Genomic DNA, 16,706 nt, shown 5'->3' with positions numbered 1-16,706 from the left:
GCCCGGGCCCGCCGTTCCCCGGGCCCCTGAAGGGGCTCTCCCGCCGGGAACCGTCGAACCCCCGTTCGCGTGGAGGTGGTTGATCGACACGAGCGGAGGCCCGATGGGGACGAAGGTGCTGGACTGGAAGGGCTGGCGGGTGCCGGCGAACGGGTGCGCCTGGGTTCCGCTGGCGGTGGCGTTCGGGGTGTGGGCGGCGCTGCGCGGCAGCGGCCTCTCCAACGAGGCCTGGCACTGGTGCCTGACGCAGAACGCCGAGGGGCTGCCGGGCCGGTTCTGGCCGAAGGCGGCGGCGATGGCGGTCTGCGTGCTGGCGGTGCTGCTGGTCGCCGCCCCGCTGGCCCGGCTGAAGGGCAGCTCCTGGTGGCTGTGGCCGGTGCTGCTGGTGGCCGGGTACGCCCTGGCCGCGCTGTACGCGTACGGCATGGGCGCCCCGGCGGACGTCCCGGCGGGGGTGGAGCCGGACTGCGACCCGATGCCGCGCTGGCCGTTCGGCCCGTCCTACCTGGACTGGCTCAGGAGCCGGTGACGGGCTGCTCCGCGGCCGGTGCGCCGCCCTGCGCGGGCAGGTCGACGGCCGCCGCGGCCGCGCCCTCGTCGTAGGGGAGGGCGCCGGACAGCACGGCGGCCAGCCGGTCGCGGTCGAGTTCGCCGGTCCAGTGCCCGATCAGGACGGTGGCGACCGCGTTGCCCGCGAAGTTGGTGAGCGCCCGGGCCTCCGACATGAAGCGGTCGATGCCGACGACCAGGCCGACGCCGTCGACGAGTTCCGGCCGGTGCGACTGCAGGCCGCCCGCCAGGGTGGCCAGGCCCGCGCCGGTCACGCCCGCCGCGCCCTTGGAGGCGAGCACCATGAACAGCAGCAGGGAGAGCTGCTCGCCCAGCGACATCGGCCTGTCCATCGCCTCCGAGACGAAGATCGACGCCATCGTGAGGTAGATCGCGGTGCCGTCCAGGTTGAAGCTGTAGCCGGTCGGCACGGTGATGCCGACCACCGGGCGGCTCACCCCGAGGTGCTCCATCTTGGCGATCAGCCGGGGCAGCGCGCTCTCCGAGGAGGAGGTGGAGAGGATCAGCAGGAACTCCCGCCCGAGGTAGCGCAGCAGCGCGAACACGTTCACCCCGGCGGCCAGCCGCAGCAGCAGGCCCAGCACCACGACCACGAACAGCACGCAGGTGGCGTAGAAGCCGACCATGATCACGGCGAGGCTCTTCAGCGCCGCCGTGCCGGTCGCCCCGACCACCGCCGCCATCGCGCCGAACGCGCCGACCGGAGCCACCCACATGATCATCGACATCACCTTGAACACCAGCCGCTGCAGGTGCTCCACCCCGCGCAGCACCGGCGCCCCGGCGCTGCCCATCGCCTGCAGCGCGAACCCGACCAGCAGCGCCACCAGCAGGGTCTGCAGCACCTGGCCCGCGGTCAGCGCCGACACCAGGGTGGTCGGGACGATCCCGAGCAGGAACTCGGTGGTCGACTCCGCGCCCGCCGCGGCCTGCGCGTGGCCGGACCTGGCGAGCGCCGCGGTCAGGTGCAGCCCGCTGCCGGGCTCCAGCAGGTTGCCGACCAGCAGGCCGATGCCGAGCGCCACCGTCGAGGTCAGCAGGAAGTAGCCCAGGGCCAGGCCGCCGACCCGGCCGACCTTCGCGGCCCGGCCGACCGAGCCGACGCCCAGCACGATCGTGCAGAAGATCACCGGGGAGATCATCATCTTGATCAGGTTGACGAACCCGGTGCCCACCGGCTTCAGCTCCACCGCGAACCCCGGCGCCGCCAACCCCACCACCACGCCCGCGACCACCGCGGCGATCACCGCCAGGTACAGGTAGTGGGTGCGGTCCGGCCTGCGCGCACCGGACGGTGCTCCGTGCTGGGTCGGTTCCATGCTCGCGGCTCCTTCGCCGTAGGCCGGTCACGTCTCGGACCCGCGGGTGGGGCGGGCCGCGCACGACTATCCGGCCGGGACGCGGCCCGGGCACGCTTGCGGTCATAGCGTTCACGCCGCGCCCCGGGCCCTGCGCGCACCGGCCCCGGGCGTGCACACTGGTCGCCATGCACCCGACCGGCCCGCCGCCCCCGCGCCGCCGCCGGCGCAGCCTGGCCGGACGGCTGTTCGCCGTCCAGGTGGTGATCGTCGCCGCCGTGGTCGCGGGCGGCGCCGTCCTGGCCTACCTGTCCACCGCGCACCGCGCCGAGGACGCCGCCCTCCGGCAGGCCACCGCCGTCGCCCTCGCCGTCGCCGACACCCCCACCGTCCGGGAGGCCGCCGCCCGGCCCGACCCCAGCACCGTCCTGCAGCCGTACGCCGAGAAGGTCCGCACCGACACCGGCGTCGACTTCATCACCGTGATGGCCCCCGACGGCACCCGCTGGACCCACCCCGACCCGGCCCGGATCGGCCGGCCCTTCCTCGGCCACACCGACCGGGCCCGCGCCGGGCAGACCCAGCACGAGACGTACACCGGCACCCTCGGCCCGTCCGTCCGCGTCGTCACCCCCGTCCTCGACGAGCGGCACCGGGTGGTCGCCCTGGTCAGCGCGGGCATCACCGTCGACAGCATCACCGCCCGGCTGCGCACCCCGCTGCTCGCCCTCACCGGCGTCGCCGCCGCCGCGCTCGCCCTCGGCGCCACCGCCAGCTACCTGCTCGCCGCCCGGCTGCGGCGGCACACCCACGGCATGGACGCCGAACAGCTCGCCCACCTGTACGACTACCACCAGGCGACGCTGCACTCCGTCCGCGAGGGGCTGGTGCTGCTCGACCGCGGGCACCGCGTCCTGCTGTGCAACGACGCCGCCCGCGAACTCCTCCAACTGGCGCACGATCCGGACGGGTTGACGGTTCGTCAGCTCGACCTGCCGGGATCGCTCACCCGGGCGCTGGAGAGCGGCGAACCCGTCCGGGACGAGGTGCACCTGACCGCCGAACGCGTCGTGCTGCTCAACACCTCCCCGGTCGGCCCCGGCCTCGGCAGCGTCGTCACCCTCCGCGACCACACCGAACTCCAGGGGCTCACCGGGGAGTTGGACAACGTCCGGGGCATCGCCGCGGCGCTCGACGCGCAGGCCCACGAGGCCGCCAACCGGCTGCACGCCGTCGTCTCGCTGATCGAACTCGGCCGCCACCGCGAGGCGGTGGAGTTCGCCACCGCCGAACTCGCCCTCGCCCAGCGGCTCACCGACCAGGTCGTCGGCGCCGTCGCCGAACCCGTGCTCGCCGCCCTGCTGCTGGGCAAGGCCGCCCAGGCCGCCGAACGCGGCGTCGACCTCGCCCTCACCGAGGACAGCCGGATCGACGACGGCGTGCTCCCCGACCGCCTCACCCCGCGCGACCTGGTCACCCTGCTCGGCAACCTGCTCGACAACGCCGTGGACGCCGCGATCGAGAACGCCGCCCACGCCGCCCCCGCGGTCGCCGTCACCGCCCGCACCGAGGACGGCCACCTGCTGCTGCGGGTCGCCGACACCGGCCCCGGCGTCGACCCCGCCGCCGCCGAGGACGTCTTCCGCCGCGGCTGGACCACCAAGCAGCACGGCCGCGGCCTCGGCCTCGCCCTGGTCGCCCAGACCGCCCGCCGCAACGGCGGCGAGGTCCGGATCGGCCGGGGCGGCGAGGGCGGGAACGGGCCCGGCGCCGTGCTCACCGTCCGGCTCCCGCTCCAGCGCACCGGGGCGGGCGCCCCGTGACCGGCCGGCCCATCCGCGTCCTGGTCGTCGAGGACGACCCCGTCGCCGCCGACGCCCACGCCCGCTACGTCGCCCGCACCCCCGGCTTCGCCCTCGCCGCCGTCGCGCACTCCCGCGCCGCCGCCCTCCGCGCCCTGGACGCCCACGCCCCCGTCGACCTGCTGCTGCTCGACCTCCACCTCCCCGACGGCCACGGCCTGCAGCTGTGCGCCGCGCTGCGCGCCGCCGGGCACGGCGCCGACGTCATCGCGGTCACCTCCGCCCGCGACCTCGCCGTCGTCCGCCGGGCCGTCAGCGCGGGCGTCGTCCAGTACCTGCTGAAGCCCTTCGGCGCCGCCGCCCTCGGCGACCGCCTGCGCCAGTACGCCCGCTACCGGGCCGACCTCGACCGCCCCGGCCAGGCGCTCGGCCAGGACGAGGTCGACCGGGCCCTCGCCCTGCTCCGCGGCACCGACCGCAGCAGCCTCCCCAAGGGCCTGGCCGCCGACACCCTCGACACCCTCGCCACCGCCCTGCGCACCGCCCCCGACGGCCTCTCCGCCAGCACCGCCGCCGAGGCCACCGGCGTCTCCCGGATCACCGCCCGCCGCTACCTCGAACACCTGGTCACCACCGGCCGCGCCACCCGCGAACCCCGCTACGGCCAGGTCGGCCGCCCCGAACTCGGCTACCGCTGGAAGGACGCCTGAGACCTGCTCACCGCCGCTCGGCCAGCACCAGGTAGCGGGCCGGCTCGTCGGTGTAGGACAGCGGGGTCCAGCCGTTGGCGGCGAGCAGCGGGAAGAGGTGCTCGCGGGCGCGCAGGTCGTCGGGGGTGAGCGGGCGGCCCTTGCGGGCGGCGAGGGCGGCGCGGCCGAGCGGGTGGAACAGGGCGAGGCGGCCGCCGGGGCGGGTGACCCGGGCGAGTTCGCGCAGGCCCGCGGCCGGGCCGGGGAGGTGGGAGACCAGGCCCGCGCCGAAGACCAGGTCGGCGACCGCGTCGGGCAGCGGCAGCCGGGTGCAGTCGGCCTGCAGCAGGGCGGCGTCGGCGCGGTGCGCGGCGGCCTGCGCCAGCATCTCGGGCGTCAGGTCGACGCCGAGGACGGTGCCGTCCGGGCCGACGGCGGCGCGCAGCAGCGGGAGGGCGCGGCCGGTGCCGCAGCCCGCGTCGACCACGAAGCCGCCGGGGGCCAGGCCGGTGTCGGCGATCGCGGCGGCGTAGCGCGGGCTGTCGTCCGGGTACTTGCTGTCCCAGGTGGCGGCGCGCTCGGCGAAGAAGGCCCGGGTCTCGGCGAGTTCGCGGGCGTGGGCGGCGGTGGTGTCCATGGACGGGAGGCTACTCGGGGGCGGGCCGTGACCCGTCGCGTTCCGGCTCGTTGGAGGGGTGGGGGTGTCCAGCAGGGGCTGGGTGGGGAGCGGGCGGGGGAATCCGCTCACCCGGACGGGTGATCCGAGGGCCTGGTGGCGGCAATCGCCGAACCCCCGAAGCTAAGGTTAGGCTCACCTAACTTCGCAAGGGAGTTCCTGCTGTGACCCTCACCGTCGGCACCGCCGCCGCACCGGCCGGCGACGCGATCCTGCGCCGCCAGCGCATCCGCGAATCGGCCGCCCGCACCTACGCCCGGTCCTTCCCGATCGTCCCGGTGCGCGCGAACGGCATGACCGTGGAGGGCGCCGACGGACGCCGCTACCTCGACTGCCTCTCCGGCGCGGGCACCCTCGCCCTCGGCCACAACCACCCCGTGGTGCTCGAAGCGATCCGCCGCAGCCTGGACAGCGGCGCCCCGCTGCACCTGCTCGACCTCGCCACCGCCGAGAAGGACGACTTCACCACCGCCCTGCTGGAGAGCCTCCCGGAGAAGTTCGCCGCCAGGTCCCGGATCCACTTCTGCGGCCCGGCCGGGACGGACGCCGTCGAGGCCGCCCTCAAGCTCATGCAGACCGCCACCGGCCGCCGCGGCGCCCTCGCCTTCACCGGCGCCTACCACGGCATGACCGCCGGGGCCCTCGCCGTCACCGGCAACACCGCCGTCAAGGCCCCGCTGCCCAGCGGCGGCGAAGTCACCCGGCTGCCCTACCCGTACGCCTACCGCTGCCCGTTCGGCGTCGGCGGCGAGCGCGGCGCCGAACTCGCCGCCGCCTACACCGAGCGCCTCCTCGACGACCCGTCCGGCGGCGTGCTCCCGCCCGCCGCGATGATCCTGGAGCCCGTGCAGGGCGAGGGCGGCGTCGTCCCCGCCCCCGACGCCTGGCTGCGCGAGATGCGCCGGATCACCGCCGAGCGCGGCATCCCGCTGATCCTCGACGAGGTGCAGACCGGCGTCGGCCGCACCGGACGGATGTGGGCCGTCGAGCACAGCGGCGTCGAACCCGACGCGATGGTGCTCTCCAAGGCCATCGGCGGCAGCCTCCCGCTCGCCGTCGTGGTCTACCGCGACGAGTACGACGGCTGGCAGCCCGGCGCCCACACCGGCACCTTCCGCGGCAACACCCTCGCCATGGCCGCCGGAGCCGCCACCCTGCGCTACGTCGCCGCCAACGGCCTGGTCGCCCGCGCCGAGACCGTCGGCGCCCGGATCGCCGCCCGCCTCGACGGCGCCCGCGACCGCCTGCCCGTGATCGGCGACGTCCGCGGCCGCGGCCTGATGCTCGGCGTCGAACTCGTCGACCCCGCGGGCGAACCCGACAGCTGCGGCGCCCGCCCCGCCGACCCTCGCCTCGCCGTCCGGGTCCGCGAGGCCTGCCTGGCCCGCGGCCTGATCGTCGAACTCGGCGGCCGCCACGACGCCGTCCTGCGCCTGCTGCCGCCGCTCACCATCACCGACGAGCAGGCCGAAGCCGTCCTCGAACGCCTCTGCGAGGCCGTCGAGTTCGCGATGCGGCAGGGTGGCGCCGACAAGTAGGAGCCTCCGAAAGGAACATGACGGACGGTCGGAAATGTACGAGGGCGGGGAGATGGACGGACAGGACACCAGCGGGGCGGCCCGACTCTCCGGCGGGGCCGCCGGACCGGAGGCCCTGCGGCCGCTGGTCGACGAGGTACTGGCCGGGCTCGCCGCCGGGGCCCGGCGCCGCGGCGGGCCGATCGTGCCCGGCACGCCGGCCGAGGTCGCCGCCGCCGTCCGGGACGCCCTCGCCGACGCCCGGGGGCCCGCCGCACTGCGCCGGTTGGCGGAACTGCTGGCGTACGGCGCGGCCGACCCGGCCGACCCGCACTGCGCCGCCCACCTGCACTGCCCGCCGCTGGCCGTCGCGGTCGCCGCCGACCTCGCCGTCAGCGCGCTCAACCCCTCCCAGGACTCCTGGGACCAGGCCCCCGCCGCGACCGCCCTGGAGAGCGAACTGCTCGCCGAACTCGCCGAGTCGGTCGGCTTCCGCCCCGACCGGGCGGCCGGGGTGCTGACCACCGGCGGCACCGAGTCCAACCTGATGGGGCTGATGCTGGCCCGCGACCAACGCCTGGGCCCCGACGTCGAGTTGAACGGCCTGCCGGGCAACGTCCGCCCCCGCATCCTGGCCTCCGAGGCCGCCCACTTCTCCGTCCAGCGCGCCGCCGCCCTGCTCGGCCTCGGCGAACGCGCCGTCCGCACCGTCCCCGTCGACCGCCAACTCCGGATGGACCCGGCCGCGTTGGCCGACGCCTTCGCCGAAGCGGGCTGGGAGGGCGCCACCACCCTCGCCGTCGTCGCCACCGCCGGAACCACCGACACCGGCGCCGTCGACCCCCTGCGCGCCGTCGCCGACCTCGCCGCCCGCCACGGCACCTGGCTGCACGTCGACGCCGCCTACGGCGGCGGCGCCCTCTTCTCGAAGCGGCTCGCCCCGCTCCTCGACGGCATCGACCGCGCCGACTCCGTCTCCCTCGACTGGCACAAACTCGGCTGGCAGCCCGCCGCCGCCGGAGTCTTCCTCGCCCGCGAGGCCCGCACCTATGCCTCGCTCGCCCGCCGCGCCGTCTATCTCAACCCCGCCGACGACGAAGAGGCCGGCTACCCCAGCCTGCTCGGCCAGTCCCTGCGCACCACCCGCCGCCCCGACGCCTTCAAACTCGCCACCACCCTGCGGGTCCTCGGCCGCGACGGCCTCGGCGCGCTGGTCGACCGCTGCCACGAGAACGCCCTGCGGGCCGCCCAACTCGTCCGTGCCGCGCCCGAGTTGGAACTCCACTGCGACCCGGTCCTGACCACCGTGGTCTTCCGCTACGCCGTCCCCGACCCCGCCGGGAGCGACCGCGTCAACGCCGAACTCCGCCGCGGGCTGCTGCGCACCGGCCGGGCCGTGGTCGGCCGCACCGAACTCCCCGGCCACGGCCCGGGCCGGGTCCGCCTCAAGCTCACGCTGCTCAACCCGCACACCACGGAGGCCGAACTGGCCTCCCTGCTGCGCGCCGTGGTCGAAACCGGGGAAGCGAACTCGGGGAGGTGAAACCGGGGGCGCTTCCCGTTTTCGCGTCCCGCGTTCCTCTACACGCCGTCGAGCAGGATCCCCCGGAGGGTCTCCCACTGCTCGGGGTCGGCGGCGACCAGGAGGCCGTCGGCGCTGCCGAGGGGTTCGGGGTGGTAGGGGGTGCCGTCGAAGCGGGCGCTGCGGCCGCCTGCCTCGGTGACGAGGAGGGAGCCGGGGGCGTGGTCCCAGGGGAGGGTGCGCCAGTAGAGGAGGAAGTCGTGGCTGCCGGTGGCGACGAGCGGGTACTCGATGCCCGCGGCGCCGCGGCCCGGGTCGAGGGGGCCGAGGGCGAGGGTGTTGGCGAGGAGGCGGTGGCCGGTGGGCGGGGCGAAGTAGCGGGTCTTGAGGATGCCCGTCCACTTCTCGGGGGCGGTGGTGACCTTCGGCAGGGTGAGCCGTTCGCCGTCGCGCCAGGCGCCCGCGCCGAGTTCGGCGGAGTAGGCGGTGCGGGTGCAGGGCTGCCAGATCCAGGAGGCGACGGTCTGGCCGCGGCGCACGAGGGAGGCCATCACCGCGTACGAGGGGCGTCCGGCGACGAAGTTGCGGGTGCCGTCGACGGGGTCGACCAGCCAGGCGGCGGGCTCGTCGCGCAGGGCGAGGGCGAGGTCGGGGTCGGCGGAGACGGCCTCCTCGCCGACGACGGGGACGGGGAGCAGTTCGCGCAGGCGGCGGGCGATGATCCGTTCGGCCTCGCGGTCGGCGACGGTGACGATCTCGCCGGGGGCCTTCTCCATCACCTCGCCCTCGGCCAGCGCCCGGAACCGCGGCTCCACCGCTTCGGCCGACGCCTCGACCAGGATCTCGGCGACCTTCTCCATCAACACGCCCGTGCTCCCTTCACCGCCTCCCACTCTCCCACGCCGCGGCGGTACGGACGGTGCGCAGGTGACGGGTGGGGCTCGGGGGAGCGGGTCACCGGCCGGTGAGGTCCTCGTACTCGGCGCGCACCCGCCGGTCCATCGCGAGGGCGAACTGGGCGTCGTTGACGGCCCGGGCGAGCGGGCGGACGCGCTGGATCCGCTCGGTGAGCAGGGCGGCCTCGGCGGGGGTGAGGTCCTGGACGCGGGTGAGCCCGTCGAGCAGGTGGTCGCGGACCAGGGCGACGAAGAGGTCGGCCATGGCGTCGGCGTACTCGGCGGCGCGGCGGCTGACGTCCAGGACGGCGGCCAGCGGGACGCCCTCGCCGACCAGGGCGACGGTGGCGTCCATCAGGCGGCGGCTGACGTGGGTGATGCCGTCGGGGCGGACGGTGACGTAGCCCTGCGCGACGGACTCGGCGGTGTTGGCGGGGGTGAGCTGCTCGCCGAACGCGGCGCGCAGCTCGTCCCAGCCGAGGTGGACGGGGGTCTCGTCCGACCAGGGGGCGACCAGGGCGGCCTGCAGGCCGATGAGGTCGGCGACGTCGCGGCCGTCCTGCCCGGCGTCGATGAGTTCGGCGATGCCGCCCAGGGCGTGGCCGCGCTCCAGCAGTTCGGCGATCAGCCGGAGCCGGGCCAGGTGCTCGTCCCCGTACCAGGCGATCCGGCCCTCCTTGCGGGGCGGCTGGAGCAGGCGGCGCTCGCGGTAGAAGCGGACGGTGCGCACGCTGACCCCGGCCGCCTCGGCGAGTTCGGCGACCCGGTAGGCGCGGGGGTGCTCGTCTTCCTGCTGGGGCTTCGGCACGCCGGTCAGCATAGGGGCTGTCCGGGCCGCCGGGCGGCGCGGAAACCGCGGCGTCCCGCGCTATTCCACTGAGTGTCAACAAGGGCTACTCTGCCAAACGCGCCAGTGATTACTGGCAGCGTCCGATGTCACCGGCCACCAGCCACCAGCCAGCGCCCCCCACCCTCGCCAGGAGGCCCGCCCATGGCACCCCGCACCAAGAAGCCCCCCGCGCCCGCCGCCGACACCGACCCGCCCGTCCCGCACGTGCGGGTCGCCGTCATCGGCTCCGGCTTCGGCGGCCTCGGCGCCGGCGTCCGGCTGCGCCGGGCCGGGATCACCGACTTCGTGATCCTGGAACGCGCCGACTCCGTCGGCGGGACGTGGCGCGACAACTCGTACCCGGGCTGCGCCTGCGACGTGCCCTCGCACCTGTACTCGTTCTCGTTCGCGCCGAACCCCGAGTGGCCCCGGGTGTTCTCCGGCCAGCCCGACATCCGCGCCTACCTGGAGCGGGTCGCCGACACCTTCGGGCTGCGCCCGCACCTGCGCTTCGGCGCCGAGGTCACCGAGCTGCGCTGGGAGGAGGAGCACGCCCGCTGGCGGGTCGCCTCGCGGGCCGGGAACTGGACCGCGGACGCGGTGGTCTCCGCCGCCGGGCCGCTCGCCGACCCGCAGATCCCCGACCTGCCCGGCCTGGACGCCTTCCCCGGCAAGGTCTTCCACTCCTCCCGCTGGGACCACGACTACGACCTGGCGGGCAAGCGCGTCGCCGTGGTCGGCACCGGCGCCTCCGCCGCCCAGATCGTCCCGGCCATCCAGCCGCTGGTCGGCAGGCTGACCGTCTTCCAGCGCACCCCCGCCTGGGTCCTGCCGCGGGCCGACCGCGAGGTCAGCGGGGCGGAGAAGTGGCTGCACGCCAAGCTCCCGCCGACCGGGCTGCTGCGCCGGGCCGGGCTGTTCGTGATGCGCGAGCTCCAGGTCGACGCGTTCGTCCGCCGCCCGCAGCTGCTGAAGCTCGTCCAGCAGGTCGCGCTGCGGCACCTGCGCAAGGCCGTCGCCGACCCGGCGCTGCGCGCCAAGCTGACCCCCGACTACCGGATCGGCTGCAAGCGCATCCTGCTCAGCAACACGTACTACCCGGCGCTGGCCGCCCCCAACACCGAGGTGGTCGCGGGCGGCCTGCGCGAGCTGCGCGGCTCCACCCTGGTCGGCGCGGACGGCAGCGAGCACGAGGTCGACGCGGTCGTGTTCGGCACCGGCTTTCACGTCACCGACCTGCCGATCGCCGAGCGGGTCTTCGGCATCGGCGGCACCTCGCTCGCCGAGGCCTGGAAGGACGGCATGGAGGCGCTGCGCGGCTCCACCGTGCGCGGCTTCCCCAACCTGTTCTTCCTGATCGGCCCGAACACCGGGCTCGGCAACAACTCGATGATCCTGATGATCGAGTCGCAGCTGAACTACCTGGTCGACGCCCTCACCACCCTCGACGCGGTCGGCGCCGCCGCCATGCAGCCCACCGAACGCGCCCAGCGGCAGTGGAACCTGGAGCTCCAGCACCGGATGGGCCGCACCGTGTGGACCACCGGCGGCTGCCGCAGCTGGTACCTCGACCAGGACGGCAGGAACACCGTGCTGTGGCCCGCCTCCACCAGCGCCTTCCGCCGCGCCACCCGGCACGTCGACCTCGCCGAGTACGAGCTGCTCAAGCGCACCGCTCCGGTCGGGGCCCGCGCCGAGGCGGTGACCGCGTGAGCGCCCGCGTCCCCGCCGACTGCGTGCTGCCCGACCCGGCGGCCGTGCACACCGTCCGCTCCGCCGACGGCGCCGAACTGAACGTCGAGGAGTACGGGCCCGCGGACGCCCCGCTGGTCGTGCTCGCCCACGGCTGGACGTGCTCCACCGCGTTCTGGGCACCGGTGGTCAACCGGCTGGTCGCCGACTTCCGGGTGGTCGCCTACGACCAGCGCGGCCACGGCCGCAGCCCCGCCCCCGCCACCGCCGACGGCTACTCCACCGACCGGCTCGCCGACGACCTGGAGGCGGTGCTCGCCGCCACCGTGCCCGCCGGGCGGCGCGCCGTGGTCGCCGGGCACAGCATGGGAGGCATGACGATCATGGCGGCCGGCGACCGGCCCGGCGTCGCCGACCGCACCGCCGCCAACGTGCTGGTCAACACCGGCCCGGGCGCGCTGGTCGCCGAACTGGCCGTGCTGCCGCCCGCCGTCCGGGCCAAGGGCCTGCGGCGCTTCCTGCACCGGCAGATCCTGCGCTCCCGGCTGCCGCTGGGCCCGGTCACGGCGCTCAGCCGGGCCGCGCTCAAGTACGCCACGATGGGCCCGGCCACGCCCCCCGACCGGGTCGCGGCCTGCGCGCAGGTGGTGCACGCCTGCCCGGCGAAGGTCCGCTTCCACTGGGCGGGCGTGCTCGACACCCTCGACGTGCACGACGGGCTGGCCCGGATCGCCGCCCCCACCGCCGTCGTCGCGGGCAGCCGCGACCGGCTCACCCCGCCCGTCCACGCCCGCCGGATCGCCGCCGCCCTCGCCGACCCGCGCGGCCTGCTCGAACTGCCCGGCACCGGCCACATGAGCCCGGTCGAGCGCCCCGCCGAGGTCGCCGCCGAGATCCGCCGCCTCGCCGCCCTGGCCGCCACGCCCCTTGAGGAGACCGCATGACCCCGCCGCTGTCCTCGCAGGTCGTCGTCATCACCGGGGCCGCCCGCGGCCTCGGCGCCCTGATGGCCCACAAGCTCTCCGAGCGCGGCGCCAAGGTCGCGCTGGTCGGCCTGGAGCCCGCCGAGCTCAAGGCGGTGGCCGCCCGGTGCGGCGAGCACGCCTCCGCCTGGGAGGCCGACGTCACCGACCTGGACGCGCTCACCGAGACCGCCAACCGGATCAAGGACCGGTACGGGCGGATCGACGCCGTCGTCGCCAACGCGGGCATCGCGCTCGGCGGCCCGATGCAGGACAGCGACCACCGGGCCTGGACCCGCGTCGTCGAGGTCAACCTGCTCGGCTCGGTCGCCACCGCCCGGGCCTTCCTGCCCGCGCTCGCCGAGAGCCGCGGCTACCTGCTGCAGATCGCCTCGCTGGCCGCGCTGACCCCGGCCCCGCTGATGTCCGCGTACTGCGCCTCCAAGGCGGGCGTCGAGTCCTTCGCCCACGCGCTGCGCGCCGAGGTCGCCCACCAGGGCGTCAAGGTCGGTGTCGGGTACCTGAGTTGGACCGACACCGACATGGTGCGCGGCGCCGACCAGGACGCCGTGCTGCGGCAGATGCGGGCCAGGCTGCCCTGGCCCGCGAACAAGACCTACCCGATCGGCCCCGCCGTCGACCGCCTGGTGGCGGGCCTGGCCCGCCGCTCCGCGCACGTCTACGCCCAGGCGTGGCTGCGCGGCATGCAGCCGCTGCGCGGCTTCCTGCCCGGCCTGATCGCCGCGGTCGGCTCCCGCGACGTGGCCCGCCTCGCGCCCGAGTTGAAGGCCACCGCCGCCACCCGGCTGGGCCCGGTCGGCGCGGGCGGGCAGGCCGACCTGGCGGCCCGGGAGGGCCGTCCGACCTGAGCCGGGCGCGCACCGCGACCGGACGGACCGCCTGCCCCGGAGAGGGGCGGGCGGTCCGTCCGGCGTTCCGGCCGCAGTGCCCGTCCGCCGGGACGGCAGCGGCCTGACCTCAGCGAACACCGGGGCCGGACAGCGGTTTTTCGCCTCCTAATACCGTGTGACTAATATCAATCCGTCATAGTCCTGTCAGATTCGACCAGTTGTGAACGACTGGTGTTGTCTCCGAGGAGAATGCCCTGCGCACGCGCGCGTCTCGGCGGATCAGAACGGGTCGGCTCTCGCTCCGCGCGACCCTGCTCGTCCTGGCGATCGTCCCCAGCGTGGCACTGGCCGCCCTGTGGGCCGTCACCAGCGGACAGTTGCTGTTGGACTTCCAGCGTCAGGCGGCCCAGGGCCTGCTCGCGCAGGAGGCCGGTCAGCCGTCCAACATCGTCTACTACAACCTGCAGGAGGAGCGGCGCCTGAGCGCCGACGTCCTCGCCACCCACAGCGGGGTCAGCGACGCGCTGCGCAGCCAGCGCGTCAAGACCGACCAGGCCATCCGCGACTTCCAGAAGGCGTCCGACGTCGCAGCCGACGACGCGCCCGCCGAGGTCAAGGAGGCCGTCGCCCTGGCCCGGCAGTCGATCAACCAACTACCCGCCCAGCGGGCCCTGGTCGACAGCGGCAGCGAGCAGCAGCAGGCCGCGGTCTACGGCTACTACACCGACCTGATCGCGGTCGACCTCAAGCTGTTCGCCGCGCTCGGCCACGTCGACAACGGCAAGATGACCACCATCTCCGCGCCGCTGGTCGACCTGTTCTGGGCCAAGGAGATGATCTCCCGCTCGGACGCCCTGCTGGCCCGCGGCTGGACCGCCGGCAGCCTGAGCGCCGAGGACTACCAGCAGCTGCGGCAGGCCGTCGCCGAACAGGACTTCCAGTTCGGCACCAAGGTCGCGCCCTACCTGCCCGCCGACCAGGCCGCCAAGTGGCAGAAGATCACCGGCAGTTCCGCCTGGCAGGCCAAGGAGCAGGCCGAACGGGAACTGCTCGCGCCGGTCGCCGCCGACCGCAACGGCCGGATCGCCCTCGCGGGGGACCGGGCCGCCTGGCGCCAGGCGATCGACGCGCTCAACCCGCAGATCGTCGACCTGCTGGAGCACCGCACCGCCTACGTGGTCGACCACGGCAAGAGCAGCATCATCTCGCTCGCCGTCCGGCTGGTCCTCACCACCGTCGTCGGCCTGATCGCCGTCATCGTGGTCGCCGTCACCTCCTGGCGGGTCACCCGCACCCTGCGCCGCCGGCTCGGCCGCCTCCAGGAGCAGGCCGAGGACCTCCAGTCCACGCTGCCCGCGGTCGTCGAACGGCTCGGCAACGGCGAGCAGGTCGACCCGGAGGAGCACGCCCGGTCCGTCGCCCCCGACCCGTGGGGCCGCACCGGGGACGAACTCGCCAAGCTGGCCGAGGCGTTCAACCTGGCCCGGGGCAGCGCGGTGCAGTCCGCCGTCGCCCAGGCCGAGCAGCACCGCGCCTACGAACGGCTGCTCCAGCGGATCGCCCGCCGCACCCAGCAGCTGATCGGCCAGCAGCTCAAGAAGCTCGACGAACTCGAACGCCGCCACGAGGACCCGGAGTTCCTGGAGGGCCTGTTCGACCTCGACCACCTCACCGCGCGCCTGCGCCGCTACGAGGAGAACCTGGTCATCCTGGCCGGCGGCACCCCGCACCGGCGCTGGCGCAAGCCCGTCCCGCTGCTGGACGTGATGCGCTCCGCCCAGGGCGAGGTGCAGGACTACCAGCGGGTCACCATCGACCTCGAGGGCAGCCCGTGGATCTCCGAGCGGGCCGTCGGCCCGGTCGCCCACGTGCTCGCCGAGCTGATCGAGAACGCCCTGACCTTCTCCCGCCCGCCGAACCCGGTCGAGGTCCGGGCCGGACGGGTCAGCCGCGGCGTCGCCATCGAGGTCGAGGACCGCGGCCTGGGCATGGACGAGGACCAGATCGACGCGGCCAACGAGATGATGGCCCGCCCGCCCCGCGCCGACGTGCTCGCCCGCGGCGACGACATCCGCCTCGGCTTCTACGTCATCTCCCGGCTCGCCGAACAGCACGGCCTGCGGGTCGAGTTCCGCCAGTCCGCGTTCGGCGGCACCCGGGTCGTGGTGCTCGTCCCCGAGGAGCTGATCGTCCCCGACCCGAACGCCCGGCCCACCGTCGTCCCCGCGCAGCCCGTCGGCGGCCTGCCGACCCGCAACCGCGGCCAGGCCCTGGCCGGCGTCACCGCCCTCACCGGCGCGCCCGGACCGGCCCCCGCCCCGTACGGGCTGCCGCCGGAGGCCGAGCAGGCGCCGTACCCCCCGGCCGAGCCGTACCTTCCCGCGGAGCCGTACCCGGTCGACCCGTACCTCTCCGCCGACCCGTACCCGCAGCACGAGCCGCTGGGCGCGCCGCACGAGGAGTACGGGGCGGCCGGGCACGAGCAGCCGTTCCCCGACGCGGTGCTGCCGCTGCAGCCCGCGCCCGTCCCGTACGCGCTGCCCGCCGGGCAGCACCACGAGCCCGCACCGGCCGGCTCGTGGCCCCCGCCCGTCGGGGGCCAGGGGGAGCCCGCCCCGTTCCCCGCGGGCGCGTACCCGCCGCCCGGCGGCGAGCCGCCGCTGCCGCGCCGGATCCGCCAGGCCAGCCTGGTGGACGAGCTGCGGGTCGACCCCGCGGCCCCCAAGGAAGCACCCGCGCCGCCCCGTTGGGACGAGAACCCGCTGTTCCGACCGGCCCCCCGACGGGCCGGAGCAGCGATCGGTGCGTTCCAGCGGCGCTCCCGCGAGGCGCGCGGCGGCCCGGCCGCCCCGGCCGCCGACACCACCACCACCGGCGGCGCCGAGGAGCAGGCCGGTCCGGCCGACGGCTGGCACGACAACCACATCCCGACGAGAGAAGATCGGTCATGACGCGCACTACCGCCACCCACCAGGACCTCGACTGGCTGCTGGACGGCCTGGTGGACTCGGTGGCCGGCACCAAGAACGCCGTGCTGCTCTCCGACGACGGACTCGTGGTCGGCCACTCCCGCAGCATCGACCGCTCCGACGCCGAGCGCCTCGCGGCCGTCGCCACCGGCCAGCAGAGCCTGGCCCGCGGCGTGGGCCAGCTGTTCGCGGGCGGCCCGGTGCACCAGGTGATCGTCGAACTCGCCGACCTCTGGCTGTTCGTCATCGCCGCCGGCTCGGGCACCCACCTGGCCGTGATCGCCTCGCAGGACGTCGACGCCGAGGTCATGTCGCTGGCGATGCACAACCTGGTGCAGCAGGTCGGCCAGAAGCTCAGCACCCCGCAGCGCAGCGACTTCGACGCGTTCGGGGTCCGCAGCGGGCAGCGCGCGTGAACGCCCTCCCCTGGGAC

The 16,706-nt window shown here is 75.4% G+C and carries 14 protein-coding genes; 10 read left to right on the top strand and 4 right to left on the bottom strand.

Features of this window, described 5'->3' with window-relative positions; all coding sequences use genetic code 11:
- Positions 1-103: 103 nt before the first annotated feature.
- Positions 104-529: a hypothetical protein gene (locus tag OO57_RS23580; protein ID WP_033254610.1), complete on the top strand. Its 426-nt coding sequence runs from the start codon at positions 104-106 to the stop codon at positions 527-529.
- Here the strand turns inward: OO57_RS23580 and OO57_RS23575 are convergent.
- The gene (locus tag OO57_RS23575; protein ID WP_051778145.1) at positions 516-1,889 is read right to left on the bottom strand and encodes a cation:dicarboxylate symporter family transporter; all 1,374 of its coding nucleotides are present in this window, start codon (positions 1,887-1,889) and stop codon (positions 516-518) included. The genes OO57_RS23580 and OO57_RS23575 overlap by 14 nt on opposite strands.
- A 167-nt stretch (positions 1,890-2,056) precedes the next feature.
- Between OO57_RS23575 and OO57_RS23570 the strand changes: the two genes are divergently transcribed.
- Together OO57_RS23570 and OO57_RS23565 are read left to right on the top strand one after the other, a co-directional pair.
- Positions 2,057-3,691: an ATP-binding protein gene (locus OO57_RS23570; RefSeq protein ID WP_033254609.1), complete on the top strand. Its 1,635-nt coding sequence runs from the start codon at positions 2,057-2,059 to the stop codon at positions 3,689-3,691.
- The gene (locus tag OO57_RS23565; protein ID WP_033254608.1) at positions 3,688-4,380 is read left to right on the top strand and encodes a response regulator; all 693 of its coding nucleotides are present in this window, start codon (positions 3,688-3,690) and stop codon (positions 4,378-4,380) included. Before OO57_RS23570 ends, OO57_RS23565 begins: the two co-directional genes overlap by 4 nt.
- 7 nt (positions 4,381-4,387) lie before the next feature.
- Here the strand turns inward: OO57_RS23565 and OO57_RS23560 are convergent, their stop codons facing one another.
- Positions 4,388-4,996: a class I SAM-dependent methyltransferase gene (locus tag OO57_RS23560; protein WP_033254607.1), complete on the bottom strand. Its 609-nt coding sequence runs from the start codon at positions 4,994-4,996 to the stop codon at positions 4,388-4,390.
- A gap of 203 nt (positions 4,997-5,199) precedes the next feature.
- On the opposite strand from OO57_RS23560, the gene OO57_RS23555 reads away from it, so the two are divergent.
- Both OO57_RS23555 and OO57_RS23550 read left to right on the top strand, forming a co-directional pair.
- Positions 5,200-6,573: a diaminobutyrate--2-oxoglutarate transaminase family protein gene (locus OO57_RS23555; protein ID WP_033254606.1), complete on the top strand. Its 1,374-nt coding sequence runs from the start codon at positions 5,200-5,202 to the stop codon at positions 6,571-6,573.
- A gap of 52 nt (positions 6,574-6,625) precedes the next feature.
- Complete coding sequence (locus tag OO57_RS23550) at positions 6,626-8,095, top strand: pyridoxal phosphate-dependent decarboxylase family protein (RefSeq protein WP_033254629.1); 1,470 nt, start codon at positions 6,626-6,628, stop codon at positions 8,093-8,095.
- 38 nt (positions 8,096-8,133) lie between these two features.
- Here OO57_RS23550 and OO57_RS23545 read toward each other — a convergent pair whose 3' ends face one another.
- Positions 8,134-8,934, bottom strand: a complete 801-nt coding sequence (locus tag OO57_RS23545) for an inositol monophosphatase family protein (RefSeq protein ID WP_033254605.1) — start codon at positions 8,932-8,934, stop codon at positions 8,134-8,136.
- Between the two features lie 94 nt (positions 8,935-9,028).
- Positions 9,029-9,778: a MerR family transcriptional regulator gene (locus tag OO57_RS23540; protein WP_033254628.1), complete on the bottom strand. Its 750-nt coding sequence runs from the start codon at positions 9,776-9,778 to the stop codon at positions 9,029-9,031.
- 183 nt (positions 9,779-9,961) lie between these two features.
- On the opposite strand from OO57_RS23540, the gene OO57_RS23535 reads away from it, so the two are divergent.
- The 5 genes from OO57_RS23535 (at position 9,962) to OO57_RS23515 (ending at position 16,689) form a co-directional block, all read left to right on the top strand.
- Complete coding sequence (locus tag OO57_RS23535; RefSeq protein ID WP_051778143.1) at positions 9,962-11,512, top strand: flavin-containing monooxygenase; 1,551 nt, start codon at positions 9,962-9,964, stop codon at positions 11,510-11,512.
- Entirely contained in the window at positions 11,509-12,435 is a 927-nt protein-coding gene (locus tag OO57_RS23530) for an alpha/beta fold hydrolase (protein WP_033254604.1), read from the top strand. Before OO57_RS23535 ends, OO57_RS23530 begins: the two co-directional genes overlap by 4 nt.
- A complete protein-coding gene (locus tag OO57_RS23525; RefSeq protein WP_033254603.1) occupies positions 12,432-13,322 on the top strand; it encodes an SDR family oxidoreductase in 891 nt (296 codons plus the stop codon). Before OO57_RS23530 ends, OO57_RS23525 begins: the two co-directional genes overlap by 4 nt.
- Positions 13,323-13,642: 320 nt before the next feature.
- A complete protein-coding gene (locus OO57_RS23520; protein ID WP_063737628.1) occupies positions 13,643-16,255 on the top strand; it encodes a sensor histidine kinase in 2,613 nt (870 codons plus the stop codon).
- Positions 16,252-16,689 carry a roadblock/LC7 domain-containing protein gene (locus OO57_RS23515; RefSeq protein ID WP_033254602.1) on the top strand — a complete coding sequence of 146 codons (438 nt, stop codon included), beginning with the start codon at positions 16,252-16,254 and terminating at the stop codon, positions 16,687-16,689. The genes OO57_RS23520 and OO57_RS23515 overlap by 4 nt, the downstream gene beginning before the upstream one ends.
- Positions 16,690-16,706: the final 17 nt, after the last annotated feature.

It is taken from the genome of Kitasatospora phosalacinea (assembly GCF_000717185.1).
Taxonomy (GTDB): domain Bacteria; phylum Actinomycetota; class Actinomycetes; order Streptomycetales; family Streptomycetaceae; genus Kitasatospora; species Kitasatospora phosalacinea_A.
This window is presented reverse-complemented; position numbering and strand designations above follow the sequence as displayed.

Coding starts and splice junctions, on each gene's coding strand:
- OO57_RS23580 (WP_033254610.1), top strand. CDS start 104: ATGGGGACGAAGGTGCTGGACTGGAAGGGCTGGCGGGTGCCGGCGAAC.
- OO57_RS23575 (WP_051778145.1), bottom strand. CDS start 1,889: ATGGAACCGACCCAGCACGGAGCACCGTCCGGTGCGCGCAGGCCGGAC.
- OO57_RS23570 (WP_033254609.1), top strand. CDS start 2,057: ATGCACCCGACCGGCCCGCCGCCCCCGCGCCGCCGCCGGCGCAGCCTG.
- OO57_RS23560 (WP_033254607.1), bottom strand. CDS start 4,996: ATGGACACCACCGCCGCCCACGCCCGCGAACTCGCCGAGACCCGGGCC.
- OO57_RS23550 (WP_033254629.1), top strand. CDS start 6,626: ATGGACGGACAGGACACCAGCGGGGCGGCCCGACTCTCCGGCGGGGCC.
- OO57_RS23545 (WP_033254605.1), bottom strand. CDS start 8,934: ATGGAGAAGGTCGCCGAGATCCTGGTCGAGGCGTCGGCCGAAGCGGTG.
- OO57_RS23535 (WP_051778143.1), top strand. CDS start 9,962: ATGGCACCCCGCACCAAGAAGCCCCCCGCGCCCGCCGCCGACACCGAC.
- OO57_RS23525 (WP_033254603.1), top strand. CDS start 12,432: ATGACCCCGCCGCTGTCCTCGCAGGTCGTCGTCATCACCGGGGCCGCC.
- OO57_RS23515 (WP_033254602.1), top strand. CDS start 16,252: ATGACGCGCACTACCGCCACCCACCAGGACCTCGACTGGCTGCTGGAC.